The organism is Pseudomonas sp. (assembly GCF_030683065.1).
In the GTDB taxonomy this organism is placed as follows: domain Bacteria; phylum Pseudomonadota; class Gammaproteobacteria; order Pseudomonadales; family Pseudomonadaceae; genus Aquipseudomonas.
This window is the reverse complement of the sequence record NZ_JAUXMX010000035.1, coordinates 50,923-65,879: the sequence shown is the minus strand read 5'-3', so window position 1 is coordinate 65,879 and position 14,957 is coordinate 50,923. Positions and strand designations below refer to the sequence as shown.

Annotated in this window: 9 protein-coding genes and 1 pseudogene; 6 read left to right on the top strand and 4 right to left on the bottom strand. The window is 57.1% G+C overall.

Translation table 11 applies throughout. The annotated features are described in order from the left end of the window. Together Q8K09_RS12205 and Q8K09_RS12200 are read right to left on the bottom strand one after the other, a co-directional pair. Positions 1-165 (bottom strand): annotated as a pseudogene (locus Q8K09_RS12205) (IS5/IS1182 family transposase); the annotation flags it as partial. 157 nt (positions 166-322) lie between these two features. Beyond that, positions 323-1,669 carry a hypothetical protein gene (locus tag Q8K09_RS12200; RefSeq protein WP_305255245.1) on the bottom strand — a complete coding sequence of 449 codons (1,347 nt, stop codon included), beginning with the start codon at positions 1,667-1,669 and terminating at the stop codon, positions 323-325. 966 nt (positions 1,670-2,635) lie between these two features. On the opposite strand from Q8K09_RS12200, the gene Q8K09_RS12195 reads away from it, so the two are divergent. Further along, positions 2,636-3,748: a hypothetical protein gene (locus Q8K09_RS12195; protein WP_305255244.1), complete on the top strand. Its 1,113-nt coding sequence runs from the start codon at positions 2,636-2,638 to the stop codon at positions 3,746-3,748. A gap of 293 nt (positions 3,749-4,041) precedes the next feature. Here Q8K09_RS12195 and Q8K09_RS12190 read toward each other — a convergent pair whose 3' ends face one another. Further along, positions 4,042-4,758: an SOS response-associated peptidase family protein gene (locus tag Q8K09_RS12190; RefSeq protein WP_305255243.1), complete on the bottom strand. Its 717-nt coding sequence runs from the start codon at positions 4,756-4,758 to the stop codon at positions 4,042-4,044. A 94-nt stretch (positions 4,759-4,852) separates the two neighbouring features. Between Q8K09_RS12190 and Q8K09_RS12185 the strand changes: the two genes are divergently transcribed. Together Q8K09_RS12185 and Q8K09_RS12180 are read left to right on the top strand one after the other, a co-directional pair. After that, positions 4,853-5,284 (top strand): LexA family transcriptional regulator, encoded by a 432-nt coding sequence (locus tag Q8K09_RS12185; RefSeq protein ID WP_271347973.1) that lies wholly within the window; start codon positions 4,853-4,855, stop codon positions 5,282-5,284. Beyond that, positions 5,271-6,548, top strand: coding sequence for a Y-family DNA polymerase (locus Q8K09_RS12180; protein ID WP_305255241.1), 1,278 nt, complete (start codon positions 5,271-5,273; stop codon positions 6,546-6,548). Before Q8K09_RS12185 ends, Q8K09_RS12180 begins: the two co-directional genes overlap by 14 nt. A 141-nt stretch (positions 6,549-6,689) precedes the next feature. Here Q8K09_RS12180 and Q8K09_RS12175 read toward each other — a convergent pair whose 3' ends face one another. After that, positions 6,690-6,962, bottom strand: a complete 273-nt coding sequence (locus Q8K09_RS12175) for a hypothetical protein (protein ID WP_305255240.1) — start codon at positions 6,960-6,962, stop codon at positions 6,690-6,692. A gap of 315 nt (positions 6,963-7,277) precedes the next feature. On the opposite strand from Q8K09_RS12175, the gene Q8K09_RS12170 reads away from it, so the two are divergent. The 3 genes from Q8K09_RS12170 to Q8K09_RS12160 all read left to right on the top strand — a co-directional run bounded on the left by Q8K09_RS12170 (position 7,278) and on the right by Q8K09_RS12160 (position 14,901). Continuing rightward, positions 7,278-13,544, top strand: a complete 6,267-nt coding sequence (locus Q8K09_RS12170) for a hypothetical protein (protein WP_305255239.1) — start codon at positions 7,278-7,280, stop codon at positions 13,542-13,544. Beyond that, positions 13,522-14,223, top strand: coding sequence for a hypothetical protein (locus Q8K09_RS12165; protein WP_305255238.1), 702 nt, complete (start codon positions 13,522-13,524; stop codon positions 14,221-14,223). Before Q8K09_RS12170 ends, Q8K09_RS12165 begins: the two co-directional genes overlap by 23 nt. A gap of 351 nt (positions 14,224-14,574) precedes the next feature. Beyond that, a complete protein-coding gene (locus Q8K09_RS12160) occupies positions 14,575-14,901 on the top strand; it encodes a hypothetical protein (protein ID WP_305255237.1) in 327 nt (108 codons plus the stop codon). The last annotated feature ends 56 nt before the right edge of the window (positions 14,902-14,957 follow it).

Here is a 14,957-nt window from a genome sequence, read left to right as displayed (position 1 = left end):
CGACGGACGCCCAATTGGGCTATAGAAATCGGCGAGGTGGTGGCGCAGGTCGCTCAGATCGAGGCACTGATCAATGCTGCGCAGGAGGTGATTGGCTGGGATGTGATCTTCAAGGTTGAACGAGTAAAACAGTCGCTCCTGTCCACTCGATAACTGTCCCATCATGCTGGTGATCCCCCACCGGCCAATGAAGCGATTTTGCCGCAGGCCAAGCAGGGGAGCTACTTTTTCAACAGAATCGGCCGAAAGCTGCCTGTCAGGCAATGACCATCACGGGCCCATTTCTCTCAGCTTATGGCTTCGATGAACCAGGCAAACTCGATCAGTCAAGGCTATGCCGGGCAACTTCATCTGGCAGGGTGGAGGCAGATGCTGCTTTTTTAAGTCTCTCAAGCTCTGTAGTGGCCGCTGCCGACCGCGCAAGATAATCCTGCGTTGCTAAATTTTTTTGCACCTGGCGCCATTCCCTGAAACTGCCAGTCAGCCGAAGAATGTTCTGTTCCAATTCTTCCAGAAACGAAAAGCCACCCTTGTTCGGCCATGGCATTTTGCGCCCTAGGAGCTGCGCTTCCATCACTGCCAGCAAGGAGTCGGGAGGAGACATGACTGCTGACGTGTCGATGCCCGGAACCAAGCTCGGGTCTGGCGTGGGAAAGAAGCTGCTCTCCAGCAGAGCACTGGCAAGCTGCTGCAAGGTCAATCTTTCAAAGCGAATTCGTGATCGCAAACGAAATGGCCAGTCTCCTGAGCCGCTTCCTGGTATCTGAATGGATGCTCCGTCTAATACCTCAAAACTCACGTTTTCGATTCTTCCTTGAGTAAACGTCTCCCCAGAGCAGTGAAAATCATATAAAGGTTTAGAGTCACCGCGTTCGTACGATTGCACCGCAAGACCGGGTAAAAATTCAAGATACCCGACCACCCATCCATCAGGATCCCAGCCAAGGGTTAGGTAGACTTGTTCGATCGCGTGGACAGTCCCGCTGACTACCTTCTTGTTTTCGTTGAGAGTGAGTCGAGCAGGCTTACTGTCACGGCTTATCGCGCATAGGTAAGCCCAAGGCCAGTACGACGTCGACGGTGCCAACCCCCTGTCCTGTTCCCAGGATTCAGGATTCAGTATGTTCTCGTCATAAGATGCCCACATGCTGTAGGCATCCTTGAAAAACTGCTTTAGCTGATGACGTTCAACGATGACTGCCAACTCAGTCTTGAGCAGCTCCCACACTGCTTGTACTGGCGGAAGTTGCTCATCACCAACCCTCGCGGTAGCGCTGAAGAGGTTTGATCCCTCCGTAAGCTGACTGATAACGGAAGACCGCATCATTCCCGCCAGCTTTGCAGCTGCCAGCGCAAGCTTTAAATAATTTTGTGGGTGAGCACACAATCGCGGTTCAGCCGAACGTCTGCTTTTGCTATCAGGCAGGATGCAAAAGACGTTCAAGGCATTCACGGGCGCATCCGCGTTATGCGGGATACGCGATTCGATAACGATCGCACTCTTTGTGACCTTCTGTCCTTTCGCTGTCGTAAGCAGCCTCCCCAAATTGCGAGCGAGAGTCTTGCGCTCATAAAGAGGCATCACTCCTCTGTACTCATTGATTTTTTTCTCAATGATGAGCGCGAGATATGCACTATTTTCCTGAGATGAACTGGCTTGCGATTTCACTCCGTTGCACCCCTACGATCAATACCTATACGAATTACGGTTAGGCTGTTGCGCCCGGATATACCGAGCCCGGGTTGCTCGGGCCCTGGAGATTTTCTTGGTTAAAGGTGTCTGGACACGCAGCCAGATTTCACCGTGTTCGTCGCGCTCGATACCAATAACTCGCCATACGCAACCAAAATCAGTGCCTTTCAAATGCACTAGCATTCCGATACTCAAGGCGTGCAAAGGGATTGGCGTTCCTTCGTTCAAACGTCTGCGCATCTCGTTCTCCTCAAAATGGATATTTCGGGAGAAATTTTGGCTGTCAGGCAAAAATTCGTCTCTACGAAGAGACTAGATTCATCAAAAAAATCTGCATAGATCTGTTTGGCTTTTCTACATAGATAGTGTTCGAGGTCGCTTGGAGTAGGGCCCCAAAAAGTATCGTAGATGCCCTCAAACCGTAGGACAGTCTCTGTTCAGGCCACTGAGAAACCGTCCGCTCCTGGCCGATTCTGTTGAAAAAGTCGACCTCTGAGAGAGCTGCTTTTCAGACGCTCAAAAAACACTCAATTTTGGCGTTGCTACGTAAAAACCAAGACAGCTCCGCCTTCTGAGCGAACCAGATTTCAACGTCGATCACGCTCTTTTGTGGGCAAAAATCGAGGCGGGACTTTTTCAACAGAATCGGCCGATAGCGGCCGGTCTACCCTATAAAAATAAATCGTCACCTTTTCGGGGCCGAAACGCCTGATCGGTGGCTTTGACGAGGTGGTGAGCACCGAGACGATGCCCAATTCTCTGCGCGGCCGGGTGGCGACTGTCGATGGCAGCTGAACGCCTGTCACGCCGCGTTGTCAGTCCAAGGGACTAAGTGATCAAGATCGCGCTGATTCCAGCGCACATAATGCCTTTTACCGATTGCCGTCTGGTCGACATGCCTCACGCCTGCCGACGATTTGCTGCGATCCCTACGGAGCCCAGATGAAAAACCTCAAGAGTGTCCTGATCGATCTCAAGGCTCGCCAGACCGACCCGGCCATCAGCGTACTGATGCCGACCCATCGCACCTTCCCCGACAACAAGCAGGATACGATCACCCTCAAGAATCTGGTCAAGCAAGCCGAAGAACGACTGCTGGACACCATGGACAAGCGCGAGGTCTGGCCGATCATGGAGCTCATCAACGCCCAGGTCGATGCGCACGACCACAGCCATAACCTCGATGGCCTGGCGCTGTTTGCCGGCGCCGATGGCGCGAATATCGTCCTGCTGCCGTTTGCGGTGAACGAGCGGGCGATCATCGACAGCAGTTTCGCCACCCGCGACATCGTCCGTGGCTTGTTCGACTCGGTCAGCTACTTCATCGTGGTCGTCTCGCGCGAATACGCCCGGCTGATCCATGCCTACAACGATCGCCCGGTGCACGAGTTCGACCGCAATACCCAGGTGCAGGGCTATCCGTTCCCGATCAAGAACAACTCGCTATACAGCACCAGCGGCCATGACCGCTCGCAGGCGCCCAGCGAGGACAACCTGCTCAAGGAGTTCCTCAATGTCGCCGACAAGAGCTTGCAGGAGATCCAGGGCAAGCGCGGCAGCGATCGCCTGCCGGTGATCGTGATCGGCGACGCCCGCAACGTGGCCCTGTTCAAGGAACTCTCCGACCGGCCCGACGACATCGTCGGCGAGGTCACCAACTCGCCCGACCTGGAGGCCGACATCACCGCGCTGGTCGCCGATGCGCAGCCGACCGTGGACCTGTACCGGGCCTCGCTGGAATCCAAGGCGATGGACCAACTGGGCCAGGCGCGCGGTGCCGACCGGCTGCTCACCGACCTGTCGGCGATCTACCAGGCCGTTACCGCGGGCAATGCCGAGCGCCTGTATGTGCGCCGTGGCTATATCCAGGCCGGAACGATCGATGCCGATGCGCGCACCATTACCGCCCATGACGACGGCGCCGCCGAAGGGGTGACCGATGACGTGATCGATGAGTTGATCGAACAGGTGCAGGCCATGGGCGGCGACATCGCCTTCCTGTCCGCGGAGACGCTCGGCGACGCGGCGCCGCTGACGCTGCAGACGCGCTATTGAGGCAGCGCAGCGCGGCGGCCAACGTAGGCGATGGTCCATCGCCCGGCAGGCTGCCGTGCCGCACTGAACCGCTGACCAACCGGTTGCCTTGATGAGCCCGGCGCCCAAGCGAAATCTTCCAGCATGGCGATGATCGCAAGGGCGTCGTCCATTTGGCCTGCTGATCAATGGACAAAAATGCAAAAATGCAAAAATGCAAAAATGGGGACGGATTTATTTATAGGCAGATCGTCGTCCGCTTCTGGCCGGTTCCCGCCAGCCGCAGCTGACTGGTTCAGATCCCCTCCGGCCGATCAGACCCGGTCGGGTGATTCCTTGGAATCAAGAGGTGCAATAAGCGCTGGCCCGGTGTTTTTCACGTTACCCACCGCCTTGCTGACCTGGTACCACTCAAACTCCTCGGGCTGGAGGCCCAGCTCCTGCACGATCTGTTCGGCCCGCTGCGAAGTTGTGTTCGGGTCTATCCACTCCCGGGCCAAGTCCGCTGGTAGCACCACTGGCCGGCGATCATGGATATCCAGCATGCCGCCCTGGGCGTCGGCGGTGATGATCACGAACCCATCGTCTTCGCAAACCTCGCTGCCGGCGGGCGGTAGCTGGCCGATGGCGGCGAAGAACATCGGCCCGCCGCCGCGTAGGCGGATGAAGTAGGGCTGCTTGTGCTTCAGGTCGCTCTCGTCTTTCACCCATTCATACCAGCCATCAGCGGCGACCAGCGCGCGGTGCGGCCATATCTGCCTGAAGAACTTGCCGCTCGCCACCGTCTCGACACGGGCATTGATCGGCGCCGGCATCTTCCCCTTCTTCGCCCAGTGCGGTGCCCACCCCCATCTCACCGCGGCGATCGTCAGGCCGCCTCCCTCCGCGTGCAGCAACTGCACGTTGGTCTGTGGTGCCACGTTGTAGCGCTCGATCGGCAGGTTGTCGTAGCCGCCGATCACCTCCTGCTCGCTGTTCAGCTCGCGCAGGTAATCCGCCATCCCCTGATACTGGGCAAATCGTCCGCACATGACCGTCCGCTCGTCATCGTCTTGATCAATTTGATTGTAGGCGGGTTGGTTTGTTCTGTACTGTACGTATATACAGTATTATCACAGGTGCACCATGTCCTGCACGATTCTCGGGCCACTGAGCAGCAGCTCCGTGAGCCTGCCTTTCTATTCCTTCCGCGTCCCGGCCGGATTTCCCTCGCCGGCGCAGGATCACATCGAAGCCGAGATATCCCTCGACGAGCTGCTCGACCTCCGCGCGCCGCATATGTACCTGGTGCGCATCAGCGGCGACAGCATGATCGACGCGGGGCTGTTCGATGGCGACCTGGCAATCGTCAATAAAGCGCTAGAGGGGCGGCCTGGACTAATCGTCATCGCCGCGCTCAACGGCGATACCTTGGTCAAGCGCTTGGCCAAGGAAGGCGAACAAATCATTCTGCGGGCCGAGAACGAGGCCTACGCGCCGCGCTATGTACTCGAAGGGGATGAGCTACTGATCTGGGGCGTGGTCACTCACAGCGTGCACTGCCATGCCCCAGGCTGAGTCGGCAATTGCCCTGATCGACTGCAACTCGTTCTACGCCAGTTGCGAGCGGGTCTTCCGCCCGGATCTGCTGCGTACACCTATCGTCGTGCTGTCGAACAATGACGGCTGCGTGATCGCCCGCTCGGCCGAGGCTAAGGCGCTGGGTATCAAGATGGGCGAGCCGTATTTTCAGATCAGACAAAAGCTTCGGCAGCATGGCATTTTGGCGTTCTCCAGCAACTACGCACTTTACGGCGATATGAGTCAGCGGGTGATGAGCATCCTAGAGGGGATGGTTCCGGTGCTGGAGGTGTACAGCATCGATGAAGCGTTCGCCGACCTGACCGGTATGCCTGGCAGCCTGGAGACGCTTGGGCGGGAGATTCGTGCACGGGTGCTGCGCTGCACTGGCATCCCGGTGGGGGTGGGCATTGCCCAGACCAAGACCTTGGCCAAGCTGGCCAATCGTGCGTCGAAGCAATGGCAGCGGCAGACCGGTGGGGTTGTGGATATCCGCCAGCCCGAAAAACGCGACAAGCTGCTGAGGGTGATGGATGTCAGCGAGGTCTGGGGCATTGGCCGGCAGATGACCGCCCACCTTGCCGACATGAGCATTCGTACGGCCTGGGATCTTGCCCAAGCCGACGCCTGGACACTGCGCAGCAAGTTCTCGGTAGTGGTGGAGAAGACGGCCCGTGAGCTGCGTGGCACATCCTGCCTGGCGCTCGAGGAGCAAGCACCGCCGAAGCAGGAGATTTGCTGCAGCCGGATGTTCGGCAAACGCTTGTATGAGCTACCGCCGATCCGCGAAGCGGTGGCCACCTACACCGCTCGGGCCTGTGAAAAACTGCGTGCGCAGCGCTCCCTGTGCAAGAGGGTACGGGTCAGCATCCGCACCGGCATGTTCAACCCGGACGAGCCTAAGTTCGCCAAGGGCATTATCTGTGAGTTGCCATATCCGACCGACGATACCCGGCTGATTTCCAAGGCTGCCGCCGCGGGGCTGGAACTGATCTATCGGGTCGGCTTTGCATTCAGTAAGGCGGAGATCCTGTTGCTCGATCTGCGCCAGCGTGGCGAGTTCACCGACGACCTGTTCGTCGCGGCACCGCCAATGGCTGTTGAGCGGGTGATGGGAGTGATGGATGCGATCAATGCGCGCTGGGGGAGGGGAACGATGCGGCCTGCAGGCGTGCCGGCGAAACCAGACTGGGGCATGCGGCGGGAGATGATGAGCCCGAGCTATACGACGCGGATTGATCAGTTATGGACAGTAACGTAAGCGCTTGAGGCGGCCTACCCTGGAAGAGACAGGTACCGGCTAAGAGCTGCCCGAGTGCGAACTGACTGGCTCCAGTTGATTCAGGAGTTCATTGCCCCAGAGCAATCAGCGAGACTGGACTGACTGGCGGCTGTTGTGGCTCTACGATGAAAGCTGCCTGATATCCAACACGACCCAGACCTCGTACCCTTTCTCCCGAGCAGCTTTCTCGGCCTCGAGTTGGGCCGCGAGTGTACTGATGGAGCGGGAGCGGTGCTCGAAGCGGAATGGCGAGCCACCGTTCTTGCGCACGCTCAACTCAACGAGTGTGAAGGTGGAGTGCTGTTTGGGTATTGGCTGCTTCGATTTCGACGGGGCGGAGTCAAGACCGAGTGCGCGCCGCATCTCGACTTCAGTGAGTGTTGTGTCAGTCAAGCGAGATTCCTAGAGCGATTGCGGGTGACGCCATTGTAGCGAGGAGCCGTGCTGTTATGCTCAACCCATCTCTGGGTATCTCCACTGTATTTTTGATCACTTTTAAGCTCTTTGTGGCCAACCCTGCCTGTAGTGATCATTACGACCCGGCCAGCCGCGACAGGCTATAACCGGCCAGAAGCGGCCGGTGGCGAACTCCAATATCATCAAACTGAGAAATATCGAACCCCACAGGTTGCGAATTGAGTCTGGAGGTCATAAATCTTGGCCCGTTTCTCGGATTGCAAGTCGACCGCCACCAGATAGAAGAAGAGAATGTCCGACGTCGATTTGGTCCGCTTTAGCCGCGATGGTGATCACTTTCATTACTACTGGGCCGCGCGGCAGTGCCTGAAGCTGCTCGATACAACGACTGACTTGGTCGCCGTCACGATTGAGGGACCCTCCTCCAAGGAAGGCGACGAAGACGCTGTCGAGGCGGGCGCGGAGCTGATTGACGTTGGCCTGTATTTCAAGAGTGAGGACCTCGCCGAGGCTCGCCTCATCCAATACATCCAGCTCAAGCACTCTACGACTCATGCGTGCACTCCTTGGACTGGAAGTGGTCTGAAGAAGACGATCACCGGCTTTGCCAGTCGCTATGTCAAATTGCGTTTACAACTTCAAATCGGCGAACTGAAGAAGACAGTCCAATTCCAGTTCCTCACCAATCGCCCGATCGCTACGGACGTTCTAGAGACCCTTGCAGATCTCGCCGCAGGTCACGAACCTCGCCATAAAGCAGTGGCTACCTTATTGACCGGCTATTCCGGTCTACTGGGCGATCAGATCCAAACCTTTTTCCAGCTCTTCACGGCCAAAGGAGGCGAGCCTGGTCTATGGGATCAGCGCAATCTGCTCAGTGTCGACACGTCGGTCTTCCTGTCGGACCCAGATGCCGACGCGGCAGTCCAGCTCAAAGACCTAGTCAGTCGCCGAGCGTCGTCGGAAGGCCAGAGTGACCCGTCAATCCGCAAGGAAGATGTGCTCCGCGCCTTCAAGGTAGACATGGACCAACTGTTCCCTGCCCCCTGCCAGATTACGACGCCAGACTTCGAGCTCGCTCGCGAGCAGGATGCGCAGATTCTGCAGATAGTGTTGCAGGCTACTTCACCAGTCGTCGTCCACGCCGATGGTGGCATTGGAAAATCCATGCTTGCTCGGCGTCTCAGCGCATCAGTTCCGGCTGACGCCATAGCTCTGGTCTACGACTGCTATGGCGACGGCCTGTATCGCAACGCGCTCAACCTCCGACATCGGCATCTCGATGCTTTGGTTCAAGTCGCCAATGAGCTTGCCGCTCACGGTCTCTGCCACCCGCTCATCCCAACAAGCCATGCGGATGTAAAGCTGCTGATGCGTGCATTTCGGGGTCGACTTGTGCAGGCTGCATCGCTGCTGCGCGCACGAAGCAGCACCGCCGTACTGTGCATCATCATCGACGCCGCTGACAACGCCGGCATGGCCGCAGAGGAACTTCACGAGCGTTGTTTTGTTGGCGACCTGATAGGGATGGAATTGCCAGACGGGGTACGCCTCGTCTTCACAAGCCGAACCCACCGGCTTCACTACCTGCGCGTACCCAGCTCTGCCATCAAAGTCATGTTGGAGCCTTTCTCGGAACAGGAGACCACTCGACACCTCCGACACTTCTATCAGGGCGCCACGTCGCGTGACGTTGCTGAGTTTGCACTTCTAAGCAGCTCCAACCCGCGCGTTCAAGCCATTGCGCTAGATCAACGACTTACGCTGAAGGACATGCTGAAGCTGCTAGGCCCCACCCCTACAACTGTCGATAGAACCATCTCTGAGTTGCTAGCCCGAGCCATCGAGCAGCTAAGAGAGCACGTCGGCGTTATCGAAGCCGAGCAGATTGACGTTATCTGTCGCTGCCTCGCCGTGCTCCGTCCACTCATTCCGATTCCGGTGCTGGCGAAGATGGCCGGCACCACCGAAGCGGCTATTCGCAACTTCGCACTGGATCTGCGTCGGCCATTGTTGGTGAAGGGCGATAGCCTGCACTTTCTCGACGAGCCCTCGGAAACCTGGTTCCGCGAGAACTTCAAGCCTGACACCCATGAGTTGGAAGTTTTGCTTCAGAGAATGCGCCCGTTGACCGCACATAGCGCATACGCTGCTGCTGTGCTGCCTCAACTACTACTGCAAGCAGGCAAGCTTGACGAACTCGTCGAACTAGCTCTGGCAGGCGACGACCTACCGACTGACAATCCTCTGGCTCGGCGCGACGTCGAACTCCAACGCCTTTCGTTCGCCCTCAAGGCTTGTCTGAGTTCCAAGCGATACAAGGCTGCGGCCAAGCTGGCCCTTCGTGCTGGAGGAGAATCTGCGGCTGAGTCTCGCCAAAATGAGCTTGTTCAAGAGAACACCGACCTCGCGGCCTATCTCTTGCCCGCCGATCGAATTGAGGAGATCGTCTCTCGTCGGAGCTTCAGGTCTACTTGGATGGGCTCGTCGCAGGCCTACTACGCCGGCCTGCTATCCGGCCGGCCAGAGCTCCGAACCGATGCAGCAAGTCGGCTTCGCATAGCAACAGATTGGCTGATGGCATGGGCTCGACGTGCCAAGGAGGACAACGATTCGCCTGAGCGATTCCATGTGACAGATGCAGATCGCGCTGAACTTACCCTTACCTATCTTCGCGTGAACGGGGCAGACAGTGCTGCGGACTTTCTCAGGCAGTGGACACCAAAAAGCTTGGCGCTCGAAGCTGGGCGAAGCGTTACCGCTCGACTGCTCGACCAACGAGATACGTCCGCCGTCGATGCGTTGTTTGCATCCGCTGGGAACAATGTCTGGCTCCTCCTGGGAGTTGCACTCGAGTCTGCGAAGGTGGGCCACTCGCTAGATACAAAGCCCTTGAAGCGTCTCTTGAGGTTGCTCGATAACCGCCGTGTTTTTCTTGAGATCGAGGGAACGAGGGGAACCCATTGGGACTTATTGTCCGCGGTGACGGCTACAATCGAAATTGCACTGAAGATCCTTCCTGCAGATGCGCCTCGCTGGAGTCAAATCCTTGAGCGCTACTTACCCTCGACCCCACCCTGGGGCCTTGTCGAGCAGCACGGAGGAGTTCTTTCAGCCGTTCTGAGGGCCTATGCACTGCATGCCGAGCTATCAGGTAAGGCGTTAACGCTTCATGCCCTTGCGCCACAATCTATTAGCGAATTTGTGAGCCTTGATGGCAAAGCGGTTAATCACAACAGCAAAGCGGAATCGTTTTGTCGCGATGTTGGGGGTGTGCTGGACTGGTTCACCCTTGGAGCTTCTGCGACATATGAACACGGCACTATAAGCATTGAAGCGGCTGCGGAGGCGGCGCTGATGAAGCTGAGCCTTGCCGAGACCTATCGTTACTACGGTGGAAAGTCGCTGACCCAATCAGTGGCCACAGAGTGGCTCTTCGTTCTGCGAGTCAGTCGACTCACCGCTGGTGCGCCATGGAGCCAATACGAGAGTTGGCTGGAGACTGTCAAGGAGGCGCTCTGGCCCATTACGCTGATTGCTATTTGCAGGCTCGCGGCACATATCCGAGATCTGTGTGACTTTGCCTTCAAGATGGCCACCTACACCTATCAACGAATCGAGAATCTCACCGGTGACGATGCAGAGTCCCGAGTACAGAACTACCAAGAACTGGCTAGGGCCATCCTTCCTCTTAGCAAGGAAGAAGCCTCTGCGTACTTCGATCGGGCAATTGAAATCGCAAGCCGCATAGGACAAGAAAACCTCAGCCGTTGGAATGCTCTGATAAATCTCGGCAAAGCCGCTGGCGCGCCTGATAATCCGCAGCCCGAGCTCGCATACAAGCTCGCACGAGCGGCAGAGCTGACATACTCCTATTCAGAAGACCATTTTGATTGGCGCGGCACGGTGGACGCACTCGGCCGACTCTGCGCCCCATCTTTGCTTGCGATAGCAAGCCGCTGGCGAGACCGTCGATTTGGCCATCAAGAGTTCTTGGTCTCGCATACGATTGAGAAACTTATTGAGCTAGGCCAGTTACCCGAGAAAGCAGCAGTGGTTATGGGTGGACTAGACGCTCAATGGGATCGCGTTGCAATCCTCAGTCGCACCCTCGACAACGAGCCCACGTTGGATGGTCGACGCCGGCTGTTGGCAACTGCTTATCGATACATTCGGCTGCAATCAAACAACAAAGCAACGTGGAGAAAGCTCAGGGCTCTCGGTGAACAGCTCAGTGTCGAACTGCTCGACATTGACCGTCTGGTCCTGTTCGGATCCGACGATATAGAGAAAGACGGCAGCATTCATTTGCCCTGCAACCGCTCAAATGCAGAGATAGAGAGGCGCGAATCTTCGCAGGAAGACTGGAGAGTGCAGCTCGACAACGCACGTCTAGACGACGCAGGCGTCCTCAAGGAAATCTTTGAGCGGAGCAAGCAATCCGGCAATTCCTTGTCCTACGCTGTCTTCGTCGATGAAGGACTGCGCAGAGCAGGCCTCGGCGGAGCTGCAGCCTTCCTGAAGGCGGTGTCTTCCTGGGGCGATTTCGATCTCTACAATTTACGAAGTCTGCTCGACGCGGTTCCGCCGCCTTATAAGGAGCTATCCTCCGTACGTTTAGCCATCAAGGCCGCAGTACTAACCGTCTGCAAACGCGAGCCAAGCCGGATTACGCGCCGAGGAGATTGGGTTTTTCTTCCGTTAGAACAACTCGACGAGGAAGGCATCGTTCCTGACGCTGAGGTCGTTGCGGCCATCCTGAACGGCTCCGTGGACCAAGTGCAGGACGCAGGTGCCGACGAGCTCTTCCGCCTTCTGGAACCGCTCGCCACGACTCTCTCGCCAATAGAGGCTGCCGAGTGCTTGGACTATGGCATTGACCTGCTTCAAGAGGCCCTAGTTGACGATAAGGGCGACGGTGTTTGGACCGAGGCGCTCCGCCCACCTACAAGTGTGCTGTCGGCGCTTGGCGGCTACATCTGGTCTGGACTCGGCTCTCCTATCGCGGCCGAACGTTGGCAGTTCGCTCACGTCGTTTGCAATGCGGTGGAGGTGCAATGGGACAATCTCCTCGATGAACTCGCTTTGCGCGCCACGACAAGGATCGCAGGATCTTTCTCGGACCATCGGCTGGAGTTCTATAGTTGGCACGCGCGCCAATGGTTGCTTGTCGGCCTTGCCCGGGGCGCGCTAGCCCGAAAAGGTCTTCCGACGTCCTGCATCACGCTTCTGCGGCAAGAACTTAAGGCGCGGCATGTGCTCATCCGCGCTTTTGCCGCACAAGCGTTGGTTGCGGTTGAGGCGGCCCAGACTGTTGAGGATAAGACCGCGTTTCTGGCCACGAACCTGTCTCAACTTTCAGAAGTAACCACTGTCAGCTACCGCAATGGCGTTGAAACGGTAACTAACCGGGATCGACATAACGCTGGCGAGAAGGATTATTCCTTCGGCATCGATATAGGACCGTATTGGTTCGAGCCGCTGGGGCGCTGCTTTAACTTGTCGCAAGCATCTGTTGAGCTGAAAGCCCGGGAGGCGATTGAAAATCAGATATTCGCCGGAGACTTTAGTTGGAGTCGAGATGAGAGATATAGCCGCGGCATTTTCGGGCAGCACGAGAACGGAACCCACCACAGACATGGCAGCAACCCCCGAGTCGACAATCTGCAGGCGTACTGCTCCTACCACGCCATGATGCTAGTGGCGGCCGACCTACTCGAAGAACGATCGACTGTCCGAGATGACGGTGAAAGCGAGAACCGATTTCAGGAGTGGCTCGCCAGACATTTGCTCACACGTGAAAACGGGATGTGGCTGGCGGATCTGCGAGACCCTCAACTCGCCAGCGAACCGCCCTTGCCAAGCGATTATCTACCCAATGACTGGTATTGGGGCGTTACGAAAGATGATCTCGACCGCCAGCTTCTGACCGACGACAACCGGCTCGTTGTCTGGGGGGCGTGGGGCGTTGGTCGCACAGGTGATGACGAAGACATCTCCGTTCAGAGCGCCTTCACCGAAGCGGCGCTGGCCCCGGCATTGGTGGCAGCTCTTCAAACGACGACTAGTGACCGTTTCTACCTTCCCGCCGCGGATGACCATCGGTACGATGAGGACAATCTGCTTCCGCTCATTGGCTGGATTAATCGCTATTCGCCCTACGTTCAGATTGACGAAATGGACCCTTGGTCTCAAGGCATTTCCTACCCAGCCCCAGGTCCGGACGACGACACTTGCCGAGAACTTGCGCTCGATATATCCGAAGACGAGCGGCAATGGACTGTAGCGAACGGTGGATCTCTCCGGTCAGAGTCATGGACACGCGTTGTCGGCTATGGCCGCGATGAGACTGCCCTATGGGGGCGGCGACTAAGTGCCGATAACGCCTTCGTCGAGGCCCTGCTCGAATCAAAACCGGGCCATTGCATCGTTCTGTGTGTTGAGATCCGTCGGCGTCTGGATCGCCATGCAGCCGAGCGAGACGGCCTTGAACAATATCCGTGGCCATACAGGCGTTACTACTTACTGGATCGCAATGGAATTACTCGCACGCTCTAAATTCGTCATTGCGCTGGGCAAACGCATTGCTGCTTCTCTAGCGGAGGACGAGGATCTCGTCTCTGAATGGATGGCACATCTTATTGCCGAGCGGATCGATGCCGTGGAGCAGGCACCACCAGAGGACAAGGCTGCGGCCGAGGAAGCCTGCGTTCAAGAGATTCTTCGGCTCTGGAGTCATCGCTATGCCGCTCCGCATCGCATGAACCCCCTTAAGGATATCGAGCCTATCGCCCGAGCTTTGGGTGCGCTTGATCCTGAAAGTACGGCATACCGCTATAACCCTGATGCCCTTGGTTTGGCGAACGATGAGGACTGCAAAAACCCGAACGATTGGCTGAAGCTAGCTCTACAGGTCGACCGCGTATCAAAAGACCTCATCCACTTTTCTCTGCAGAAGGGAGCGCAGGAAGCGCTCGCCAGTACGGAATTCCAGACAGCCCTTGGCGAAGCCGTGAATGGTAATGCCGACACGGCCCTCGAGGTTCGCCTCGCTAGTTTTCTCTTGGACATCGGAGAGACGAAGGCGCAACTTGCTCGAGCAGGTGAGAAAATTTACCGCGAAAGGATCGCACACCTTGAACGCTTCGCATCCCTTGCCATGCTCTTGGCAGAGCAGCTCAAACAAGGGCTGCGCGAGCCGTCAGATGTATCTCAGAATGATGATACGCCGAACTGAATAGCCCCTTTTTGTAGATTCCACGAAGGGCCGCTTTCTGCCGATTCTCACCGGCAGCTTGGGTCGGTTGCAGTTCTTCAGTGCTTGGCTGAGCACTCACCCCCTGAATGGCACCTGCTGACACCGGTCAACTGCAAATAGCTGGTCTGCGCTAATGCAAACGACTGGTCAGTGGCGATGCAATTAGGTCCTTGTAAAGTCAGTGCAGTTTCGCAAGCAATGGAACAGGATGTGCGCATAAGCGGGACTGGCTTAGCGTACGGTTTTTACGAATTCTGGGGGCTCCCCTAGACGATCGTGGGCAGCCTGTCTGCGTTGGATATTTCAACCGTTCTCACTAGGGGCTCGAGCATGGCAAGGGCGCTTTCGGAAAACCAGGTCGCGCACGACTTGGGTGTGTCGCTTCAGGAGCGGCTGGTCAGAGGCGTCATTCGCGGCATTCAGAGCTTGCGTGATGAGTCTCAGCTCTCCGGTGAATTCAGCGGGCTGGGCAGTGTTTGGGAAGAAATATGCGTTCAGCAGCAGGGAGAAGAGTCGCTCTTTTGGGATGTGTACCTGGAAGTCATCGACACTTTCATCGCGGCTCGTCTTGAAGGGTTGCAGCCATACGAGCTAGATGCCCTATGGCTGAGGACTGGCGGTATGAGGACAAGGAGCACCGCGCTTCATACCCTGTAGCCAGTTACGATGTTCAGATTGGCCTTCAAGGCCAGGTGCTGAGCAAGGCATGCGAC

Coding starts and splice junctions, on each gene's coding strand:
- Q8K09_RS12195 (WP_305255244.1), top strand. CDS start 2,636: ATGAAAAACCTCAAGAGTGTCCTGATCGATCTCAAGGCTCGCCAGACC.
- Q8K09_RS12170 (WP_305255239.1), top strand. CDS start 7,278: ATGTCCGACGTCGATTTGGTCCGCTTTAGCCGCGATGGTGATCACTTT.
- Q8K09_RS12180 (WP_305255241.1), top strand. CDS start 5,271: ATGCCCCAGGCTGAGTCGGCAATTGCCCTGATCGACTGCAACTCGTTC.
- Q8K09_RS12165 (WP_305255238.1), top strand. CDS start 13,522: ATGGAATTACTCGCACGCTCTAAATTCGTCATTGCGCTGGGCAAACGC.
- Q8K09_RS12190 (WP_305255243.1), bottom strand. CDS start 4,758: ATGTGCGGACGATTTGCCCAGTATCAGGGGATGGCGGATTACCTGCGC.
- Q8K09_RS12160 (WP_305255237.1), top strand. CDS start 14,575: ATGGCAAGGGCGCTTTCGGAAAACCAGGTCGCGCACGACTTGGGTGTG.
- Q8K09_RS12185 (WP_271347973.1), top strand. CDS start 4,853: ATGTCCTGCACGATTCTCGGGCCACTGAGCAGCAGCTCCGTGAGCCTG.